Origin of the sequence: Novosphingobium rhizosphaerae (genome assembly GCF_050920675.1) — a bacterium.
GTDB lineage: Bacteria > Pseudomonadota > Alphaproteobacteria > Sphingomonadales > Sphingomonadaceae > Novosphingobium > Novosphingobium rhizosphaerae.
Genome location: NZ_CP137861.1, coordinates 4068681 through 4086007 on the forward strand (window position 1 = coordinate 4068681; position 17327 = coordinate 4086007).

At 63.2% G+C, this 17327-nt stretch carries 14 protein-coding genes; 9 read left to right on the top strand and 5 right to left on the bottom strand.

Annotation, left to right across the window (positions count from 1 at the left end):
* The first annotated feature begins 339 nt into the window (after positions 1–339).
* The 4 genes from map to R9J51_RS18425 all read left to right on the top strand — a co-directional run bounded on the left by map (position 340) and on the right by R9J51_RS18425 (position 4184).
* The gene (gene map / locus R9J51_RS18410) at positions 340–1170 is read left to right on the top strand and encodes a type I methionyl aminopeptidase (protein ID WP_168556840.1); all 831 of its coding nucleotides are present in this window, start codon (positions 340–342) and stop codon (positions 1168–1170) included.
* Between the two features lie 401 nt (positions 1171–1571).
* Entirely contained in the window at positions 1572–1910 is a 339-nt protein-coding gene (locus R9J51_RS18415) for a P-II family nitrogen regulator (protein ID WP_110761627.1), read from the top strand.
* Between the two features lie 154 nt (positions 1911–2064).
* A complete protein-coding gene (glnA, locus tag R9J51_RS18420; RefSeq protein ID WP_168556839.1) occupies positions 2065–3474 on the top strand; it encodes a type I glutamate--ammonia ligase in 1410 nt (469 codons plus the stop codon).
* Between the two features lie 206 nt (positions 3475–3680).
* A complete protein-coding gene (locus R9J51_RS18425) occupies positions 3681–4184 on the top strand; it encodes a CHAP domain-containing protein (RefSeq protein WP_179505328.1) in 504 nt (167 codons plus the stop codon).
* A gap of 376 nt (positions 4185–4560) precedes the next feature.
* Here R9J51_RS18425 and R9J51_RS18430 read toward each other — a convergent pair whose 3' ends face one another.
* Complete coding sequence (locus tag R9J51_RS18430) at positions 4561–6816, bottom strand: EAL domain-containing protein (protein ID WP_248290522.1); 2256 nt, start codon at positions 6814–6816, stop codon at positions 4561–4563.
* A gap of 239 nt (positions 6817–7055) precedes the next feature.
* On the opposite strand from R9J51_RS18430, the gene R9J51_RS18435 reads away from it, so the two are divergent.
* Both R9J51_RS18435 and R9J51_RS18440 read left to right on the top strand, forming a co-directional pair.
* Positions 7056–7205, top strand: a complete 150-nt coding sequence (locus R9J51_RS18435) for a lmo0937 family membrane protein (RefSeq protein ID WP_168556836.1) — start codon at positions 7056–7058, stop codon at positions 7203–7205.
* Positions 7206–7342: 137 nt separating this feature from the next.
* On the top strand, positions 7343–8767 hold the full coding sequence (locus R9J51_RS18440; RefSeq protein WP_179505329.1) for an aldehyde dehydrogenase family protein: 1425 nt from the start codon (positions 7343–7345) through the stop codon (positions 8765–8767).
* Positions 8768–8891: 124 nt separating this feature from the next.
* Here R9J51_RS18440 and R9J51_RS18445 read toward each other — a convergent pair whose 3' ends face one another.
* The 3 genes from R9J51_RS18445 to R9J51_RS18455 all read right to left on the bottom strand — a co-directional run bounded on the left by R9J51_RS18445 (position 8892) and on the right by R9J51_RS18455 (position 10650).
* Positions 8892–9404, bottom strand: coding sequence for a hypothetical protein (locus tag R9J51_RS18445; protein ID WP_179505330.1), 513 nt, complete (start codon positions 9402–9404; stop codon positions 8892–8894).
* A gap of 176 nt (positions 9405–9580) precedes the next feature.
* Positions 9581–9964: a hypothetical protein gene (locus R9J51_RS18450; RefSeq protein WP_184117314.1), complete on the bottom strand. Its 384-nt coding sequence runs from the start codon at positions 9962–9964 to the stop codon at positions 9581–9583.
* A gap of 275 nt (positions 9965–10239) precedes the next feature.
* A complete protein-coding gene (locus R9J51_RS18455; RefSeq protein WP_432788008.1) occupies positions 10240–10650 on the bottom strand; it encodes a MarR family winged helix-turn-helix transcriptional regulator in 411 nt (136 codons plus the stop codon).
* 241 nt (positions 10651–10891) lie between these two features.
* On the opposite strand from R9J51_RS18455, the gene R9J51_RS18460 reads away from it, so the two are divergent.
* Positions 10892–11332, top strand: a complete 441-nt coding sequence (locus R9J51_RS18460; RefSeq protein ID WP_179505332.1) for an organic hydroperoxide resistance protein — start codon at positions 10892–10894, stop codon at positions 11330–11332.
* A gap of 21 nt (positions 11333–11353) precedes the next feature.
* Here the strand turns inward: R9J51_RS18460 and R9J51_RS18465 are convergent, their stop codons facing one another.
* Complete coding sequence (locus R9J51_RS18465; protein WP_432787661.1) at positions 11354–13480, bottom strand: tetratricopeptide repeat-containing sulfotransferase family protein; 2127 nt, start codon at positions 13478–13480, stop codon at positions 11354–11356.
* A 478-nt stretch (positions 13481–13958) separates the two neighbouring features.
* On the opposite strand from R9J51_RS18465, the gene R9J51_RS18470 reads away from it, so the two are divergent.
* Entirely contained in the window at positions 13959–16373 is a 2415-nt protein-coding gene (locus tag R9J51_RS18470; protein WP_168556831.1) for a TonB-dependent receptor, read from the top strand.
* Positions 16374–16492: 119 nt separating this feature from the next.
* Positions 16493–17179, top strand: a complete 687-nt coding sequence (locus R9J51_RS18475) for a TetR family transcriptional regulator C-terminal domain-containing protein (protein ID WP_179505333.1) — start codon at positions 16493–16495, stop codon at positions 17177–17179.
* The last annotated feature ends 148 nt before the right edge of the window (positions 17180–17327 follow it).

Below are 17327 nucleotides of genomic sequence, written 5' to 3' on the forward strand. Positions count from 1 at the left end.
CGGCGCGGCGCTACCTCGCGTCAAGCATTCCTTACTTTTTCACCACGCCAGCCAAAGGACGAGTGGTACGCTTGGTCTAGTTGGCAGAGCAAGACCGGAACGTCCGCTTCCCGCCACTCTCAACCCGCCCCTTGATTATTCCTGCGCAAGGGGGGAATCCAGATTTCTGGGCGTCGTCAAAAACCGGGTAGCCCTGATTATCATGCGGCAGCCACTGGATTCCCGCCTGCGCGGGAATGACGAAGTTGGGTGTGACGGACGCAGCTTCGCACCAAAAGCAGCCGCCACCCCCTTCGATCCCACCTCGCAATTTCGCCCCGCCCGCGCTATCTAGTCGCGATGACCGACTATGTGACCGTTGACGACACCGAAACCGTCCTGCGCGACGGAACGATCAAGCTGCATGGCCCCGCCGGGTTCGAGGGCATGCGCAAGGCCGGGCGCCTCGCCGCCGAGATCCTCGATGCCCTGGCGCCGCTGGTGCAGCCGGGGGTGACCACCGCCGCGATCGACGATGTGGTTCGCCAGATGACGCTGGACGCCGGCGCCGTGCCGGCAACGCTCGGCTATCGCGGCTACGCCCATTCCTGCTGCATCTCGATCAACCATGTGGTGTGCCACGGCATCCCCTCGGACAAGACGTTCAAGGATGGTGACATCGTCAATATCGACGTGACGCCGCTGCTCGATGGCTGGCACGGCGATACCAGCCGGATGTATCTGGTGGGCGATGTGCCGCTCAAGGCGCGCCGCCTGGTCGATGTGACCTATGAATGCCTGATGATCGGCATCGAACAGGCCAAGCCCGGCGCGCGGCTGGGCGACATCGGCGCCGCGATCCAGGCCCATGCCGAAAAGCAGCGCTATGGCGTGGTGCGCGATTTCTGCGGCCATGGCCTGGGCCGCCTGTTCCACGATGCGCCCGAAGTGGTCCACGCCGCGCGCGCGGGGACCGGACCGGTGCTCAAGCCCGGCATGTTCTTCACCATCGAGCCGATGATCAACCTGGGCAAGCCGGCGGTGAAGATCCTGGATGATGGCTGGACGGCGGTGACACGCGACCGGTCGCTGTCCGCGCAGTTCGAACATTCCATCGGCATTACCGAGGACGGCTGCGAAATCTTTACCGCCAGCCCCAAGGGCCTGCACAAGCCGCCCTACGCGGGGTGAGCGTCTGTTCCAAAATTCGCCCTCGGCGAATTTTGGGTTCGGCACCGGCCCACGCCCCCACCCGACCTCCCATAGGGTACTATCGCTGGGAGGTCGGGTGGGGGCGTGGGCCGGTGCCGCACAACAAGCGCGCTGCCCAAAAAAGAGGCAGTGCCTGCCTTTTATTTAAGCATTTTTAAGTCGCATTTGCGCAACAACCCGCATGATTTCATGCAAGGTTGGGTTGCTTTCTTACTTTCCCTGTGCATTTCCCGCTTTCGCACAAGGCAGCAATGGCCTAGGGCAAGGTGCTTAACAGTGGCACGATTCTTGTTAGTATCGGCGCTGCGGACACAAGGAACGTGCGGCTGCCCACATACCCGTGGTGCAGCGCGGCATTCAGGTGCAGGGGTCAGGAACCGGTGAAGAAGATCGAAGCGATCATCAAACCCTTCAAGCTCGACGAAGTGAAGGAAGCGCTGCACGAAATCGGCGTTTCGGGCATCACCGTCACCGAGGCGAAGGGTTTCGGCCGACAGAAGGGCCATACCGAGCTTTATCGCGGCGCCGAATATGTTGTCGATTTCCTGCCCAAGGTGAAGCTTGAGGTGGTGGTGGGCGACGCGCTGGTGGAACGCGTGGTGGAAGCCGTGGCCGCCGCCGCGCAGACCGGCCGCATCGGCGATGGCAAGATCTTCGTGATCCCCATCGAAAGCGCGCTGCGCATCCGCACCGGCGAACGCGACAACGACGCGATCTGATTGAATTTCGCCGCGGGCCCGGCCTTTCCTTCCGTGGAAGGACGGCTGGACGTGCGGCGCGTTAGCGGGGGTGGCCTTGGGACGGGCGGCCTCCTTATCCAACCACCCCTGACGCCCGCCGCACATATCTGGCAGGCAAACAGAAGGACCAGCGATGGCAAGTGCAAAGGACATCCTCGCCCGTATCAAGGAAGAGGAAATCGAGTGGGTTGATCTCCGCTTCACCGACCCCAAGGGCAAGTGGCAGCACCTCACCATGGTGTCTTCGGTCCTGGGCGAAGACGAACTGGAAGACGGCTTGATGTTCGACGGCTCGTCGATCGAAGGCTGGAAGGCCATCAACGAGTCGGACATGATCCTCAAGCCCGACCTCGACTCGGTGTTCGTCGATCCGTTCTCGGCCACGCCGATGCTGATCATCAACTGCGACATCGTCGAACCGTCGACCGGTGAACTCTATGCCCGCGATCCGCGCTCGACCGCCAAGCGCGCCGAAGCGTTCCTCAAGTCGACCGGCATCGGCGACACCGTCTATGTCGGCCCGGAAGCGGAATTCTTCCTGTTCGACGACGTCAAGTTCTATGACGGCTACGACGGCAACGGCTTCAAGATCGACGACATCGAGCTGCCGACCAACTCGAACAAGGACTACGAAGCCGGCAACCTGGCGCACCGTCCGCGCGCCAAGGGTGGCTACTTCCCCGTCGCCCCGGTCGACAGCTGCGTCGACATCCGTGGCGAAATGGTTTCGACCATGCTCGAAATGGGCCTGCCCTGCGACAAGCACCACCACGAAGTGGCCTCGGCGCAGCACGAACTGGGCCTGACGTTCGGCACCCTGGTGCAGACCGCCGACCGCATGCAGATCTACAAGTACGTCGTGCACCAGGTCGCGCAGGCCTATGGCAAGACGGCCACGTTCATGCCCAAGCCGATCATGAAGGACAACGGCTCGGGCATGCACACCCACATCTCGATCTGGGATTCGGGCAAGCCGCTGTTCGCCGGCAACGGCTATGCCGGCCTGTCGGACATGTGCCTCTACTTCATCGGCGGCGTGATCAAGCACGCCAAGGCGCTCAACGCCTTCACCAACCCGACCACCAACAGCTACAAGCGCCTGGTGCCGGGCTATGAAGCCCCCGTGCTACTGGCCTATTCGGCCCGCAACCGTTCGGCGTCGTGCCGCATCCCCTATGGTGCCGGCACCAAGGCCAAGCGCGTGGAATTCCGCTTCCCCGACGCGATGGCCAACCCCTACCTCGCCTATGCCGCGCTGCTGATGGCCGGTCTCGACGGGATCAAGAACAAGATCCACCCGGGCGAAGCCATGGACAAGAACCTCTACGATCTGCCGCCGGCCGAACTCGCCGCCGTGCCGACCGTCTGCGGTTCGCTGCGTGAAGCGCTGGACTCGCTGGCCGCTGACCACGAATTCCTGCTCGATGGCGGCGTGTTCACCAAGGACCAGATCGAAAGCTACATCGAACTGAAGTGGCCCGAAGTGTACCGTTGGGAAACCACGCCTTCGGCCGTCGAATTCGACATGTACTACAGCGCGTAAGCCACGCGCCGCCCGGCTGCCTCGCGCAGCAGGTGCACAGAACGACGCCCGGACCCAAGCGGTCCGGGCGTTTTTCGTTGGCCGGCATGCTGCATCGCAAAAGTTGTCCACAGGCGAGATGAATGCAGGATAAACGGTTCAGCCGCAGCGGTGAACCGTGGGAACCGCGGGTTCTCGAATCCGGGCAAATCCTTAAGGTGAGCGCCATGCTTCGCACCGCACTCACCGCTCTGGCCGCTTTCGCTTCGCTTGCTGCACTGCCGAACGTGGCCCATGCCCGGCTCCAGTGCGTGACTTATGCCCGCCAGGTTTCCGAGGTGCAGCTTTCGGGCAATGCGCGCGATTGGTGGGGCAACGCCGCCGGCACTTATGCCCGCGGCCAGGCCCCCAAAGCCGGCGCGGTCCTGGCATTCCGCGCTTCGCGATCGATGCCCTATGGCCACGTTGCGGTGGTGAGCAAGGTGGTCGATGCCCGCCACGTGATGATCAACCACGCCAACTGGTCGCGCCCCGGCATGGTCGAACGCGGCGTGATGGCGGTGGACGTTTCCGACGCCGGCGACTGGTCGGAAGTGCGCGTGTGGTATGGCCCGACCCAGTCGCTCGGCCTGCGCCCCTCGCCCGCCTTCGGCTTCATCTATCCCCACGGCGGCGTCGACACCCAGACCGCCTCGGTGGAGCTGGCCATGGCAGACAAGGCCCAGGGCTGATCGCTCCATCAACGCCAACGCAACAAGCCGCCCGCTTCCGGGCGGTTTTTTGTTGGTCGCACCGGCGCCGGCGGATTGCATGGCTTAGGTCATCGATTGTGGTGATTGGCTGCCGCAAGCAGTGGGACCCCGGGTCAAGCCCGGGGTGACGTTATCCATTTAATTATCTGAACTTTCGTCACCCCGGACTTGATCCGGGGTCCCACTATGCCGGTAACGCGCAAGCCCGGACAGGAACACGCGTCGTTTTCGGAATGGCTTCACACGAACGCACGAAGCGGGATCACGCGGTCTCTTCGTGGCTTTGTGGCTTCGTGTGGAATTTTGAACGCCCGAGCCAAGATGCCGCCCCACCAAAACGAGGAGGATCGCAGCCTCAGATCACCTGCCGCATGCGATCGGCCGCATTGCGGGTCAGCAGGGCGCAGGCCTGGTCTGCAGGCAGTGCCGGCCAGAACAAGTGCCCTTGGACAAGCTCGCACCCGGCCGCGTGGACCAGGCGGCGCTGGAGTTCGGTTTCCACGCCTTCGGCCACCACTTTCATGCGCAGCGTCTGCCCCAGCGCCACGATCGCGCCCAGGATCGATTGGGCGTCATGGTCCGCCTCGATGTTCTGCACGAACGAGCGGTCGATCTTGATGCGGTCGAACTGGAACGAGCGGAGGTAGCTGAGCGAGGAATAGCCGATCCCGAAATCGTCGAGCGCGATGCGGAAGCCCATGCCCTGCAGCGTGCGCAGCGATTGCGCCACGTTGTCGCTGCGATCGAGCATCACGCCTTCGGTCACTTCCAGGATGACCCGGCGCGGCGAAATGCCGGTTTCCTCCACCAGCGACTGGATCGTCTCGACAAAGCCGTGGGCCATGATCTGGATCGGCGAAAGGTTGATCGACAGGTCGCACGCCGGCCAGTTGCGGCACTGGGTGAACACGCGGCGCAACATCCATGTGCCTAGCGGCACCATCAGCCCGCATTGCTCGGCAATCGGCACGAACACGCCCGGGCCGATATCGCCACGCTGCGGGTGTGGCCAGCGCAGCAAGGCTTCGAACCCCTCGATCTGCCAGGTCGAAAGGTCCACGATCGGCTGGAAGTGGGCTTCCAGCTCGTCGGCGGCAATGGCCCGGCGCAGCTCCAGCTCCAGCTCGCGCGCCAGGCGCTCCGTCGCTTCCATGCCGTTGGTATAGCAGCGATAGCGCGCCCGGCCGCCCTGCTTGGCGCGGTAGAGGGCAATGTCGGCGCGGCGCAGCAGTTCGTCGGCGTCTTCGGTCTGCCCCGGTCCCCAGCTGATCCCGCACGAGCACGTGACGCCCAGGCTATGGCCCGAAATGATGAACGGCTCGGCCATCAGTCCCACCACTTGCCGCCCCAGGGCGTTCGCCGCGCCCAGCCCGCCTGTGGTGCGGCGCATGACCACGAATTCGTCGCCGCCAAAGCGCGCGATCAGGTCGGTCCGCAACAACCCGTCGCGCAGGCGCTGCGCCACCTGGGTCACCAGTTCGTCCCCCACGTGGTGGCCCATCGTGTCGTTCACCGTCTTGAACGCGTCGAGATCGATATAGGCGACGAACACGTCACCCTGGCCGCCCTGCGCGCGCTGGGCGATGACGATGTCCAGTTCCCCGCGCAGGCGTTCGGCAAAGTACAGGCGATTGGCCAGGCCCGACATCGGATCGTGCAGCGCGTTGTATTGCGCTTGAGCCTCGCTCGCCTGGAGATGGCGGGTGGTATCGCGCATGCGGCGCACGATCATGACGCCGCCCGCCAGCACGGCCAGGAACAGGAAGATCCAGGTGGCCAGCAAGGGCGCCGCGGCCTGCCAGATCGCCGGGCCGGGCAATTGCGCCGTCCACACGAAATAGCCCACCGGCCTGCCATCGGCGCTTTTGCGTGCCAGGATGTTGAGCGCCGGATCGCGCGGCGCGCGGCTGACGAAGCGGAAATCGGGCAGCAGCAGATCCGCGCCCAGCGCCCGCAGCACCTGCGAATCCATCACCCGCAGCGATACCAGATAGCGCGGCTCGGCCTTGAGCAGGGCATAATCACGGTCGGGCACGATTGCCGCCACCGTCAGCAGCATGGGCCGGCCGCCCCGCCAGATCAGCGAAGACGCCCAGCGCGTGAGCGGCGCCCCGCGCCGGTCCACCGGCCACAGTGTACCGCCCCGCCGTTCGAACCGCGCCATGGTGCCCGAAATCCGGCGGTTGCTGCGCGCCAGGTCGAGCGCGGCCTCCACCTGCCAGCGCAGTGGGCCATAGGGATAGGCCGGGTCATAATGGCCCTGCCGCCAGCCGCGCACCAGCGTGCCATCGGGCTCCACCAGCATGGTTTCCTGCGCGCCCTGGTTGGTCCAGGGGAACATGCCGAGTTCGCGATCCATCCAGTTGGTATCGGTCCGGGCCACCGCGTGGCGCATGGTTTCATCCCACACCAGTTGACCAGTCTGCCCGATGATCACCGTGCGCACGCGCCCTTCGAGATAGCGATCGACCATCTCGCGCTCGTCCTTGCGGGTAAAGGCATCGGCCACATGGACCGAGTGGTTGAACGCGGCCATCAGTGCGGCGGACAGCGCCAATAGTGCCGCGAAGGTGGCACCGACAATCCAGCCCGTGCGCTGTTCCTCGCTCACCCTTCGCTTCCCCCGGCCCTGGGATCGGCGCGGCGCGCGCCAAACTCTTCGAAAAATGTGGAGGAATATTCCCAATAAATGGTTAGCGGATAACCGTTAACCGCCCAAAATCTGCGGTTAAGCCGCTGGCGAGGCTTCGGGAACCATGGCCATCCTGCGCAGTTTCCATCGTCATAAGGATGCCAATCCGCGCCACTGCTCCCAAAAAAAGCGGGGCGCCCCCGTTCCAGGAGCCTGCCATGCTGTTGACCATTGCCCTTGTCCTGCTCGTGCTTTGGGCGCTGGGTGTTTTCGCCTTCAAGGTGACCGCCGGCGTCATCCACATCCTGCTGGTCCTGGCGATCATCGTGGGCCTGGTGCAGCTGTTCACCGGCCGCCGAACCGTCTGATCAAGCGCGCCGTGCACTTTCGAACCGATGGTGCACGGCGTGAAATCTTGGGCAGGTTGCATATGGCAACCGGCCTTGCCATCCGCCAAGCGCGTCCCTAAAAGTTAGCCAAACTAACTTTTGATCGGAGAAGCGCGATGCGCGAACACCTTCAGCACTATATCGATGGCCAGTGGGTCAATAGCCAGGGGGGCCGCCGCCACGAGGTGATCAACCCCGCCACGGAAGAGCCATGCGCCGCGATCACTCTGGGCACTGCCGCAGACGTGGACGCCGCCGTGCAAGCCGCTCGCCGGGCGTTCAAGACTTTCAGTCGCACCACGCGCGACGAACGCCTCGCGCTGCTGACCCGCATCGTTGAGGAATACAAGAAGCGTATTCCCGATCTGGCCCGCGCCATGGCTGAAGAAATGGGGGCGCCCGTCAGCTTTGCCGGCACGGCCCAAGTGGGCGCCGGGATCGGCGGCTTCATGGGCACGATCGCCGCGCTCAAGAACTTCCAGTTTGTCGAAGACAATGGCGCGTTCCAGGTGGCCTATGAGCCGATTGGCGTGGTCGGCCTGATCACGCCGTGGAACTGGCCGCTCAACCAGATCGCGCTCAAGGTGGCGCCGGCGCTGGCGGCAGGCAACACCATGGTGCTCAAACCTTCGGAAGAATGCCCCACCTGTGCCGCGATCCTGGCCGAAGTGATGGACGCCGCCGGCGTTCCAGCCGGTGTGTTCAACCTGGTCCAGGGCGATGGCCCGGGTGTTGGCACGGCAATCAGCAGCCACCCCGATATCGACATGGTCAGCTTCACGGGCTCCACCCGCGCCGGCATCATGGTGGCCAAGGCCGCTGCCGACACGGTAAAGCGCGTGCACCAGGAACTGGGCGGCAAATCGCCCAACCTCGTCCTGCCCGATGCCGATTTTTCCACGCAACTGCCCGCCACGGCTTCGGGCCCGCTGGTCAATTCGGGGCAAAGCTGCATCTCTCCCACGCGCATCCTCGTGCCGCGCGAGCGCCAGGCCGAAGCCGCGGCCTTCGTCAAGGCGATGTACACCGCCGCCAAAGTGGGCAATCCGCTGGAAGAAGGCGGGCACCTGGGCCCGGTGGTCAACAAGGCGCAGCACGAGAAGATTCGCGGGTTGATCCAGTCCGCGATCGACGAAGGCGCCACGCTGGAATGCGGCGGGCCCGACCTGCCGGCCGAAGTCAACCGTGGCTATTACATTGCGCCGACGCTGTTTTCCAACGTCTCGCCCCAGATGCGCATTGCCCAGGAAGAGATCTTTGGCCCGGTGGCCACGATCATTCCCTATGACAGCCTGGATGAGGCGATCGAGATCGCCAACGACACCAGCTATGGCCTGTCCGCCTGCATCACCGGCGATCCGGCCAAGGCCGCCGAAGTGGTCCCCGCCCTGCGCGCCGGCATGGTGGCCATCAACAACTGGGGCCCCACCCCCGGCGCCCCGTTCGGTGGCTACAAGCAATCGGGCAATGGCCGCGAAGGCGGTCTCTATGGCCTGAAGGACTTTATGGAAATGAAAGCGATCAGCGGGTTGCCGGCCTGATTTGTCGCCAGCATGCGCACTGCAAGGCCGCTCTCCGCTCGAGGGCGGCCTTCGTGTTTTGGGCGCGTCGGGTGGGGGCTTGGCGCAATGGCCATGGTGGATCGTGGTGGCAAACGGTCGTTCCCTAATTACCGCAGATAACGTTTGTCGGCTCCCCGAGAGCAACGACAACTTTCTTTATCTGGTCGTATTTCGCGGCAACGATCTGGTTCGAGGACGGGAGGTGTGCATCCCCCGTTACCTCAACGCCACCACAGCAAAAACAGACCGCTACCACGCCAATCTGATGGCCGTGATTGTAATATCGAAAGAAATGGTGCGGGTCAAAACAAGCGGCCACCTGATCCGGTGGATCGGTCAAATACAATGCCTTTTCGAAATCGGCGCGCTGCCTGGATTCAAGAATTCTTCCACGCGGATTTCGAAATTTCTGAACACCGTTTACGCCACTATTTTCCGCTTCCACAAATAAACGAACCTCGTTTGCATCGGGGAATATATTCGCAATCTGGTGATCAGGCTCTGGTGAATTTCGAGTGATTTTTTCCTGCGGCGCCAGTGGCGTTGCATGCTTGCTGTCGCAACTTCCCAGCACCAGCGCGAGAAAACTGGCAACGATATAAACGCCCCTCCGCATAATCGCCTTCCCCAATCTCCGAAAAACTATCGCCGCATTCACACCTTAAGATATTATGCTCCGCTGCGATAATCTCAGCAACTGGGCGCTTGCGCACAATATGCTCCGGTCACCTTGCACAATCTGGAAAGCGCAACGGAATTTTGATTCGCGCGGAGACGCAGAGACGCAGAGAATCAGCTTTTTATCTGCACTTCCGCGTGCCAACAGATTTCACACGAAGACACGAGGAGAGCGCTTCTCTTCGTGACTTCGTGGCTTCGTGTGGGATTTTGGGAAAGAGTGGCCCCGGCAATGAAGCGCATCAAGTTCAAACAGCGTGACGCATCACGAAGTTGGCTGAAATGTCCGAGTTTTGGTGAGAATCTGCCTTTGTCGCCTCCAACCTCGCCATTCTCGCGCAGGCGGGAATGGCGAGGGAAACGGCTGAAAGTGATGGTTGGCTGCCGGTTGATGGCCGCCTGAATTGCGTCAAGCTGGCAAGAGGCAGTAATTTCGCCAGACAAAGTGGTATTCACAATTTTCGGTTGGCCTGATGGCGCGTTGAGCGGTCCAGCCATCTTCGAAAGGCTGAACGAAGGTCATCGAACGTAGCTCTGGAAACTCACGCTTTAAAACGCGTCGAGCAATCGCTGCGGTTAGCCGCCGCCCAGTCTCAACTTCTACGAAACGGATCTCAACAAGACTCTCGACGTCGTTGCGTTTGTCAGTCACCCTAATCTTAACCGCTTGCATCTAATTTACCACCTCAGGGTAAAAGCAACGCCCGTACATAGCATCATTACTAATTATATCCAAAACTGAGCGCAAGCCAACATTCCCAAACCCTTCGGGCTCAGCCTCCCGTCTTCCGCAATTCCGCACCCAAGCGATCCATCGCGGCCTTCATCTGCTGCAAATCGCCCATCGGCATGTCGAGCGCCGAGAGCACGTCGAGCGGTACGCATTCCACTTCCCCCACCACTTTGGCCCCGGCCGGAGCCAGGGCCACGCGCACCACGCGCTCGTCCTGGGTGTCGCGCCGGCGCACGACGAGGCCGGCGGCTTCCATCCGCTTGAGCAAGGGGGTCAGCGTGTTGGATTCGAGGAACAGGACCTCGCCCAGTTCGCCCACGGTGCGGTCTTGCGCCTGGGCCAGCGCCACCAGCACCAGGTATTGCAGATAAGTCAGCCCGTGCGGCGCCAGCAATTGCTTGTAGAGCCGGTTGAACGCCAGTTGCGCGGCATAGACCGAAAAGCACAGCATGTTGGCAAAGGGCTGCCCCGGCACGCCCGGCGCCACGGCTTGCCCGCGCGCAGCAAGCAGCGCGGCGGCTTGCGGGCCTGAGAGCGTGGGTTCGATCGGGTCGGGCGTCTGGTTTTCCATGGCGCCAAGATAAATCGCACACGATCCAATCGCAAGGGCTTGACCTTTGAGCGCGACTCGACTAATTAGATCGCACACGATTTAGTCGTTTTCGATTTAAACCCAGGAAAGGACATCCCTCATGTCGATCAAGCCGCTCTACACCGCCCATGCCAAGGCCACCGGTGGCCGCGATGGCCGCGCCACGATTGCCGAAGATGGTGTCAACAATGGCCTGGAAGTGACGCTGGCCACGCCCAAGGAACTGGGTGGCAACGGCGCGGGCAACAATCCCGAGCAGCTCTTTGCCGCCGGTTATGCTGCGTGCTTCATCGGCGCGATGAAGTTTGCCGCGGCGCAGGACAAGGCCCTGCCCCGCGTGCCCAACGACATCGTGGTGGATTCGGCCGTGGGCATCGGCGCGCGTGCGGATGGCGGCTTTGGCCTGGCCGTGACGCTCACCGTGAACCTGCCGGGCGTGGATCGCGCCGCCGCCGAAGCGCTGGTGGCCAAGGCCGATGAAATCTGCCCCTACAGCCACGCCACGCGCGGCAACATCGACGTCACGCTCAACGTCGCGTAATCATTGCAGCAGCCGGCGGGTTTACCAGCCCGCCGGCACGCCTGGATAACTGCCCAGAACCGGCCCCAGCGCCACCCGCAAGGGATCGAGCCAGGGCTCGAACCGCTTCCAGTGTTCCACCGCATCGGTATAGATCGGCTGGCGCACTTGCTCCGAGCTCGCCGTGCGCACCGCGCGGCGATTTTGCCAGAACGCCAGGCAGCCGTCCTCGAACGGCACGCCCACCGCCGCCAGCAGCGCGCGCACCTGGCCCGGCGTATCGGCCACCATCTCTTCATAGATCACGCGGTGCACGCCTTGCGGCACCACGCGGTCGAACGCGGCCATCTGCCGCACATAGGCGGCGTAATAGCGGCCGATCTCGCTCAGGTCATAGCTGAACACCTGGCCCCGCGCGAAGTACTGCTTCCACCCCGAAAAGCAGCAGCCCAGCGGATGACGCCGCGCGTCGATCACCGTGGCATTGGGCAGGATCATGCGGATCAGGCCCACGTGTTGCCAGTTGTTGGGCATCTTGTCGACGAAGTGGGGCCGATCGGTCTTGCGATGGATGCGCGTGCGCTCCAGGTATTCCTCGCCCAGGCGGCGGCATTCGTCTGGCCCCAGGGAGGATAGCAGCGCCGCCATGTCGGCAAATTCGCCCCCGTCCTCGTCATTGGCGTCGACGCGCGATTGCAGGCGATCGGCAATCAGCATCATGTCGGGCAGTTCCATGGTGCCCTCGATCTGCGAATGGCTGGCCAGGATCTGCTCCACCAGCGTCGATCCGCTGCGCGGCAGGCCCACCACGAAGATCGGATCGGCGGCGGGACACCCCCAACCCTCGCGGCTTGCGAAAAACGCCTTGTCGAACAGTGCGATGTTCCGGTTGACCGCCGCGTCGGTGCGCGCCGGGTCATAGTCGAGCACGCTGCGCCGCAGCGCGTTGCCGCGCGCATAATGGGCAAACGCGCTTTCTGCCGCCGCGGGGTCGTCGCGGCTGAGGTCTTCATAGGCCTTGCCGAGCGCAAAGTGCAGTTGCGCCACGTCTTCGGCCCGGTCTCCGCCCACGGCATCGTGCGGCAGGGCGGCGCGCATCGCCGCAATATCGGGACGCTCCAACCGCACGGTCTTGAGATTGGCCAGGCTCCACCACGCTTCCCCGGTGGAGGGATCGAGCGCGGCGGCGCGGCGATAGGCGTTGATCGCTGCCGCCTGGTTGCCGATCGTCTTTTCCACGTGACCCAGGTTGAGCCACACCCGCGGCCGGCCCGGATCGCGTGTCAGGATCGCGCGATAAAGGTCGCGCGCGCCTTCCTGATCGCCGATGCGCACCAGCAGCGAGGCCTTGAGCATGGCGTGGCCGCCGTGTTCGGGATCGTCGGCCACCAGCCGCGTCGCATGGTCGAGCGCTTCGGCCACGTCGGGGCCCGTCGCCAGCAACCGCACCAGCAATTCGCGCGCAGCCACGAAAGCCGGGGCACGGGCCACGGCCGCGCGCAGCAACGGCAAGGCCGCGTCGATCTCGCCCTGGCGCCATAGCACTTCGCCCAGCAGGCGCAGCGCGGCAGGGTCGTCCGGCAAGGCGACAAGACGGGCGCGCACGTGCGTCTCGGCCTCGTCCAGCCGCCCCTCGCCCATCGCCAGGGCCGCGCGCAACAGCACGGGATCCTTGGATGCCGCCTCGATCCCGGCGATTTCGGCCTGGGCGGCGTCGGCCTCGTCGCCACTCGCGCGCAGCAGGCCGGCCAGCGCCTGCCAAGCATGGGCCAGTTCCGGCTTGAGCGCCACCGCCCGGCGCAAGTGGGCAGCGGCCTCGGCCCGCTCGTCGAGCGCAGCCAGCGTCAGGCCCAGTTCGGCCGCAGCGGCCGCCGCGCGTGGCTGGCTGGCGGCCAAGGCAGACAGCACGGCGCGCGCCTCGTCCAACCGGCCCAGCACGCGCAGGGCCTGGCCTTCGATCAGCACGGCATGGGGATGGCCAGGCACCGCGCGCAGGATTTCGCGCGCCTGGGCAAGCGCCAAGGCAGGCTGGCGCGCCATCAACCGTGCCGCGTGGCCCAGCGCCGCCTCTACCGAACCCGTACCTGTGCCGGTCGTGGCCGCGTCGGCCGTCGCTGCATTGGCCGTCCCCGTCGTCGCCATGCGCTGCCCGGCCATTTCGTTTGCCATCACAGTTCCTGCCATCCGTGTTTGCCCTCAATGAAGCATGCCACGCCTGCACGATTACGCAACTGCGAAGAAAGCCGTCATGGCGCACCAGCCACAGGCACGGCAATCTGCGATGCCAGATCGTGAATTTTTGTTGACAGCCTGGGATTTGGTGGCACTATCCAATTCCAGACAGTCGTACAAAATGCGCCGCAACGCGGTACTATGGGGCTAAATCAATACCTTGCATACAGTGCGCCGCAAAAGCGCACGCCTGCTGCCATTCGCGCAGCACGCGAGCCTGGGCGATGGCGCGCTCTGCAAAGATTGATCGCACGAGTGGGCAAGACGGCGCGGCGACTGCACAATAGAGCGACATAAATACAACATCGCACCACAGATCACCGTTCGCAGGAAAACGGCAAAGACAAAGAACTTCAGGCCATCAGGGGGCATGAACAATGGTGTTTGAACAACCGTCGCAAATCAGGGGTCGCAAATGAGGCGTGCGCTCAGGGTTCTCGGAGCCTCGACCGTCCTTTCCAGCATGGCCGTACCGGTTGCGGTGCTGGCCCAGGCCGCCCCGGCGCCTGCCCCCGATGCCGCCGCCGAAAACGGCACCGGTGGCCTGGGTGAAATCGTGGTGACCGCCACGCGCAAGGCCGAAAGCGTGCAGAAGGTGCCGATCTCGATCCAGGCACTGGGCGCGGAAAAGCTGGAACAGCACCAGGTTGCCACGTTTGCCGACTATGCCGGCATGCTGCCCTCGGTCAGCTTCTCAGGGCTTGGGCCGGGGCAGAGCGAAGTCTATTTCCGCGGCATTGCCGTGGACGGCGGCGCGCTCTCGACCAGCGGCACTTATCTCGATGACGTGCCGATTTCGGCGCCGGCGCGCATGCCCGAAGTGCACATCTATGATATCGAGCGGGTCGAGGCGCTGTCGGGCCCGCAAGGCACGCTTTATGGCGCCGGCTCGCTGGCCGGCACGCTGCGCATCATCACCAACAAGGCCAAGATCGGCAAGTTCGAGGCCGGATACGATGTGCAGGTCGATGCCTATGGCAAGGGCAAGCCCGGCGCCATGGTCGAAGGCTTCGTCAACATCCCGGTGAACGAAAACGTCGCCGTGCGCATGATGGGCTTCTATGACCACGAAGGTGGCTACATCGACAACACCCACGGCACTTATACCTACCAGTTGGGCGACGATGATCCCAACACCACCTACACCGTGGACAACGCCACGCTGGTGCAAAAGGATTACAACCCGGTCGACAGCTATGGCGGGCGCATCAATGCCACGATCGAGGCGGGCGACTGGAAGCTCTATCCGTCGGTCACCTACCAGTATCTCGACGCCAAGGGCTATTTCAACTACGATCCCCGCGTCGGCGATCTGCAAGTCCACGACTACAGCCCCACCGAAAACATCGATCGCTGGGTTCAAGCCTCACTGACCATCCAGGGCAAGATCGGCGATTTCGACCTGGTTTCCTCGTCTGGCTATTTCAAGCGCAAGATCGACAATACCAGCGATTACACCTATTACTCGGTGCACTACGACCAGCTTGGTCCGGGTTATGAAAACTATCTCAAGTTCCGTGACAAGAACGGCAACTTCATCAACCCCACCCAGTCCTACATCGGCCGCATCAAGCAGACCAAGGTGACGCAGGAAGTGCGGCTTTCGGTGCCCAAGACCTGGGGCTTCGACCTGACCGTGGGTGCGTTCTTCCAATACCAGAAGCAGTCGCAGGACGATGACTACCAGATCCCCGGTCTGAGCAAGATCGACCTGGCCACCTCTTGCGACGACGGCTGCGAATGGAATCCCGCCGTCAAGCGCGACGGGTTCTACAACGTCGATCTCGACCAGAAATTCCGCGACTATGCGGTGTTTGCCGAAGGCACGGTGCCGATCACCTCGCAAGTCAAGGTGACGGGCGGCATCCGCTTGTTCAAGGCCAAGAATTCGGTCTACGGCTTCAGCGGCGTGGCTTCCACCGCGCTGGCACTGGGCTGCACCGTGCCGTTCCCGGCCGACCAGCGCTTTACCTGCGTCAACAACAACAAGGCGCCCTACGAGGAAAATGGCGAGACGCACAAGGCGAGCGTGACTTGGCAGGTCACGTCCGACAAGATGGTCTACGCCACGTATTCCACCGGCTTCCGTCCCGGCGGCACCAATTCGCTGCCCGCGATGGGATCGTACAAGGCCGATCGCCTGACCAACTACGAAGTGGGCTTCAAGACCAGCTGGAACAACATGCTGCGCTGGAACCTGGCGGCCTATTACGAAAAGTGGACGGGCGTGCAGTACACCGTCATCCCGCTCGGCTTTTTCGGCAATGGCGGCACGGTCAATGCCGGCAAGGCGCGCGTGCTCGGCGTGGAAACCGATTTCGACCTCAAGCTGGGCAACATCACGCTGAGCGGTTCGGGGGCGTACAACGATGCCAAGTTGACGCAGGATTTCTGCGTGCTCGATCCCGCTACGCTCACCCCGCTCACCAATTGCTCGGGCAATCCCGATGCCATTGCCGCGGCCAAGGGCACGCGCCTGCCACGCCAGCCGCGCTTCAAGGGACAGCTTTCGGCCCGCTATGAAGGCAATTGGGGCTCGCTCGACGATTTCGCGCAGTTCACGATGCACGCGCAGACGATGTCGACGTCCAACCTCGATACCACCAAGAATGCGCTGCTCGGCAACACGCCAGGCTTCGTCAGCTTCGATTTCTCCACCGGCGTGTCCAAGGATAGCTGGACGCTCACGGCCTTCATCGAAAACATCTTCGACCGGCGCGGGCAGCTGTCCAAGAACACCTTCTGCGCCATCGAATATTGCTCCGGATCCTCGCGCACGATGCCGATCAAGCCACAGTATTTTGGCCTGAAATACTCCGTGCGCTATTGACGCGGCGTCCTTGCGGCGCGTTTCCCCTGCCCCCGTCGTGCCCCGGCACGGCGGGGGTTGTTTCATGACGTGACGATGGCAACTGGCCGGACCGTTCGCCCCGTGATAGCGTCGTGGCGATGACCGAAGCAGCCTCTGCGTCTCTCTCTTCCCGCGCCGGCGGCTATGCCCGCGGCGCCGCCACGGCCGAAGCCATCGTCAAGGCCGCGCGCAAGGTGTTGATCGAGGATGGCGCCGCCCATTTCACCGTGCGCCGCATCGCCGCCGAATGCGGCATGAAAGTGGGCAACGTCAGCTATCACTTTCCGCGCAAGGAAATGCTGGTGCAACTCCTGCTGGACGACATGCTCGACAGCTATGACAAAGTGCTTGAAAGCGAAGTGCGCCAGCCCGGCCTCAGCCCGCGCGAACGCCTGCGCCGCGTGATCGCACTGTGCCTTGAAGACATTGCGGGCAAGCGCACGACCCGGCTGTTCACCGAATTGTGGGCGATGGCCAACCAGAACGCCGTGGTGGCAGAGCGCGTCGCCCTGTTCTACGCCCGCGTCCATGGCGTGATCTGCGAATATGTCGGCGAACTCAATCCCGCGCTCTCACCGCAGGAAGCGCAGACCGTGGCGCTCTATATCAGCGCCTCGATGGAAGGGGCGACACCGTTCCTGGGCTTTGAAAAGCCATGGGCGGCCCAGATGCCGGCATTCATCGCCATTGCCGGCAAGGCCCTGGTCGATCTGGCCTGCACCATCACCCCGCAAGACATTGCCGGCCTGCCGTGCCCACCGCCGCAAGCATGTGATGCCAGATAAGGCAAAAAGTTTTGCCGCGCCTGCGAATGTCGCTTGACTGAAATAGGACAATCGTCAAAACTTGCGATCGCAACGGCAGGTGGGGGCATGCCGGACTCGGGGAAAATCCCCATCCTGCCTCGTCCATACCGATGCCGCGATCACCACG

Excerpts from the sequence above, each read along its gene's own strand:
- R9J51_RS18445 (WP_179505330.1), bottom strand. The coding sequence starts at position 9,404 with ATGCGGAGGGGCGTTTATATCGTTGCCAGTTTTCTCGCGCTGGTGCTG.
- R9J51_RS18460 (WP_179505332.1), top strand. The coding sequence starts at position 10,892 with ATGTCGATCAAGCCGCTCTACACCGCCCATGCCAAGGCCACCGGTGGC.
- R9J51_RS18450 (WP_184117314.1), bottom strand. The coding sequence starts at position 9,964 with ATGGCTGGACCGCTCAACGCGCCATCAGGCCAACCGAAAATTGTGAAT.
- R9J51_RS18455 (WP_432788008.1), bottom strand. The coding sequence starts at position 10,650 with ATGCTGTGCTTTTCGGTCTATGCCGCGCAACTGGCGTTCAACCGGCTC.
- R9J51_RS18435 (WP_168556836.1), top strand. The coding sequence starts at position 7,056 with ATGCTGTTGACCATTGCCCTTGTCCTGCTCGTGCTTTGGGCGCTGGGT.
- glnA (WP_168556839.1), top strand. The coding sequence starts at position 2,065 with ATGGCAAGTGCAAAGGACATCCTCGCCCGTATCAAGGAAGAGGAAATC.
- R9J51_RS18475 (WP_179505333.1), top strand. The coding sequence starts at position 16,493 with ATGACCGAAGCAGCCTCTGCGTCTCTCTCTTCCCGCGCCGGCGGCTAT.
- map (WP_168556840.1), top strand. The coding sequence starts at position 340 with ATGACCGACTATGTGACCGTTGACGACACCGAAACCGTCCTGCGCGAC.
- R9J51_RS18425 (WP_179505328.1), top strand. The coding sequence starts at position 3,681 with ATGCTTCGCACCGCACTCACCGCTCTGGCCGCTTTCGCTTCGCTTGCT.
- R9J51_RS18470 (WP_168556831.1), top strand. The coding sequence starts at position 13,959 with ATGAGGCGTGCGCTCAGGGTTCTCGGAGCCTCGACCGTCCTTTCCAGC.
- R9J51_RS18440 (WP_179505329.1), top strand. The coding sequence starts at position 7,343 with ATGCGCGAACACCTTCAGCACTATATCGATGGCCAGTGGGTCAATAGC.
- R9J51_RS18465 (WP_432787661.1), bottom strand. The coding sequence starts at position 13,480 with ATGGCAAACGAAATGGCCGGGCAGCGCATGGCGACGACGGGGACGGCC.